At 69.1% G+C, this 2,788-nt stretch carries 3 protein-coding genes; 1 reads left to right on the forward strand and 2 read right to left on the reverse strand.

The annotated features are described in order from the left end of the window. Positions 1–938, forward strand: a 938-nt coding sequence (locus VF697_RS23465; RefSeq protein ID WP_331098590.1) for a hypothetical protein, incomplete at its 5' end; no start/stop codon positions are given. Between the two features lie 6 nt (positions 939–944). Here VF697_RS23465 and VF697_RS23470 read toward each other — a convergent pair. After that, positions 945–2,162, reverse strand: coding sequence for a sensor histidine kinase (locus VF697_RS23470; protein ID WP_331098592.1), 1,218 nt, complete (start codon positions 2,160–2,162; stop codon positions 945–947). 218 nt (positions 2,163–2,380) lie between these two features. Then, positions 2,381–2,788 (reverse strand): hypothetical protein (locus VF697_RS23475; RefSeq protein WP_331098594.1); only part of this gene is annotated, 408 nt, incomplete at its 5' end.

Raw genomic sequence — 2,788 nt, forward strand, 5'->3', positions numbered from 1 at the left:
CCTTCCTCGGGGGCCAGACGAGGGGCTTCTCCTCGGCCCTCTTCTTCCGGGACCGGCTCTACGTCGGCTTCTCGGACACCGGGGGCAACCGGCCCTACCTCCTCGCCCTCAAGCGCATGCCCACGCTGGCCCCCGGGTACGAGGCCTCCCAAGGGCTGGACGCGGAGGACCTGAAGGCCGAGAACATGCCCGGCATCGGCCAGGGAGGCTCGCCCCCCAACAATGCCTCCGGGGTGATGATCGACACGCTGACCGCCTTCAATGATCGGCTCTACGTGGCGAACAATGGCGGGTGCGTCCGCTCGACGAGCCCGACGCCTCGCTCCTATGGCTCGGCGCCGGGGGACTGGGCTGTCTGCACGCCGCAGCTCGCGGCCTGGAGCACGCGCAACAGCAAGACGACCTCGAAGAGCGCGGACCTCGAGCCGGCGGACAGGACCGTGCCACAGATGGCCGTGTTCAAGGGGCGGCTCTACCTCGCGCGCAACACCTGGGGAGGACCCCAGCTCTTCGCCTGTGACCCGGCGCGAGGGGGTTCCCCGACGGACTGCGATCCCGGGGACTGGTCCCTCGTGGCCCCCAACACCGTGGGCGACACGCTGCTCACCCAGTTCAACAACACGGCCAACACCGCCCTGTCGCTCCTGGTGGCCACCGCGAGCTCGCTCTACGTGGGCTTCGACAACTCGACGCAGGGCACGGTGCTGGTGCGTGCTTCGGGCGCGGCACCGAGCGTCCTGTCGGACTTCACGGGACGGGACGGGTGCTCCGCCGCGCAGCATCCCGCCTCGTGCGTGGGTCTGGGTGGCAACGGGCTGGGCGTGGGCGCCACGCGCATCTTCGACGGCGTGGCCTCCAGCCTCGGAGGCACCGAGGCCCTCTACCTCACGGCGGGCAATGGCTCCTCGGCGGTGCGGCTCTTCCGGACGATGGACTGAGCCGCCTCACGAGGCCGCGGCGCTCGCCTGCTCCAGCGGCCGCGCGCCGTGGGCGTCCCGGCCGTGCGGGGGCAGGGAGAGGCGGAAGGTGGTGCCCGCGCCCGGCTGGCTCTCCACGGTGATGGTGCCCTCCATGCCGTCGATGATGGACTTGCAGATGAAGAGCCCCAGCCCCGTGCCCTCGCCGGAGCGCTTGGTGGTGAAGAAGGGCTCGAAGAGGTGGGGCATGTGCTCGGGGGCGATGCCCGTGCCGGTGTCCGACACCTCGGCGCAGGCCTCGCCGTTGGGGCCCGTCCACAGGCGCACGCGGATGGCGTGCTCGGCGCCGTCCTCGGGGAGGGACTGGGCCGCGTTGACGACGAGGTTGAGGAAGACCTGGGCCAGGCGGGCCTCGTTGGCCATCACCATCGGCACGTCCTGGTAGTCGCGCACCACGCGGGCCCGGTAGCGGATGTGGACCAGCGCCATCTTCAGCGCCGCGTCGAGCACCTCACGCAGATCCACCAGGATGCTCTCGTCCTGCGAGTCCCGCGCGAAGGCCTTCACATCCCGCGCGATGTGGCGCACGCGCTCGGCGCCCTGGCGGATGTCGCGCAGGGTGGACTGCACCCCCTGCATGCGCGCGGCCAGCTTCTCCACCTCCGGGTTCGCCGGCTCGCGGCGCTTGAGCGCTTCGGACAGGGCCGGCAATTCCTCGTCGAGCCAGTCCAGGTTGGAGAGGATGTAGGCCAGGGGCGTGTTCACCTCGTGCACCACGCCGGCGGCCAGCAGGCCCAGCGAGGCGAGGCGATCCGCCTGCACCAGCATGGCCTGCATGCGCTCGTGCTCCTGGCGCATGCGCCACTGCTCCAGGGCCAGCTTGATGCGGTGCTCCAGCGCATCCACCTCGAAGGGCTTGAGCACGTAGTCGAAGGCCCCCAGGCGCAGCGCCTCGACGACGCTGTCCACGTTGCCGTACGCGGTGACCATGAGGGCGTTGCAGTCCGGCTGGGCCTTGCGCAGCCACTTGAGGAACTCCAGGCCGCTCTCCCCCGGCATGTTCTTGTCGAGCAGCGCGCAGGCGAAGGAGTGCTTCTCGGCGAGCTTGCGCGCGGAGGCCGCGTCATGGGCCAGGAGGGGCTCGGCGCCCACGCGCTGGACGATGAAGCCGAGCAGGGTCCGCAGGGAGGGCTCGTCGTCCACCACCAAGACGTACTCGGGGGCGGGGTTGGCCTTCGTTCTCATCCGCGTGACCTCCGGCGGGGAGTGGCCAGTGTCGCGCTCCACCCCCTGTGAGGGGCAGTCCGCCCCACCCCTTGAGTGTTTTTCTCAACGGGTGGGGGAAAATGAGGTCGCCCCGCCTGGGATGCAAGGGAGCAGGCTCATTCCTACCTTCAAGGAAGGTAAGGGAAGACCGGATGTCGTTGACTGGTGAATAGAGCCGTCCCACATCGGTGCGAGGCTTACACCTCGGTGGTGGCCGAGATGTCCTCCGCGGACAAGCCATAAAGCTCATAGACGAGCGCGTCGATCTGCTCCTCGGCGGCGGCGATCCGCGACTTGAGGTGGGCCTGCTCCGGCGGCGTTTTCGCGGAGCGGCGTTTGACTTGAAGATCCAGCAGTCCCTCGACGGCCACGACCATTCTGTCATGGACCGCGCGCTCCGCGGGCTTCGTCAGGTCGAGCGTCCGAATCGGAAGCGTTCCGACGAATTGTTTGGTGCACGTCACCCAGCCGCCGCGGAAGACATTGCTGATCTGACGCAGGTACCAGAAGAGCAGCTTTGAGTTGAGCAGCCCGAGGACGAAGCGGGGCGAGAGGGAGGACCCTGGCGCGAGAGACAGGCTGAAGCCGCCACTGGCCATCAGGCA

Source organism: Archangium sp. (assembly GCF_036388035.1).
Classification (GTDB): Bacteria; Myxococcota; Myxococcia; order Myxococcales; family Myxococcaceae; genus Archangium.

Excerpts from the sequence above, each read along its gene's own strand:
- VF697_RS23470 (WP_331098592.1), bottom strand. The coding sequence starts at position 2,162 with ATGAGAACGAAGGCCAACCCCGCCCCCGAGTACGTCTTGGTGGTGGAC.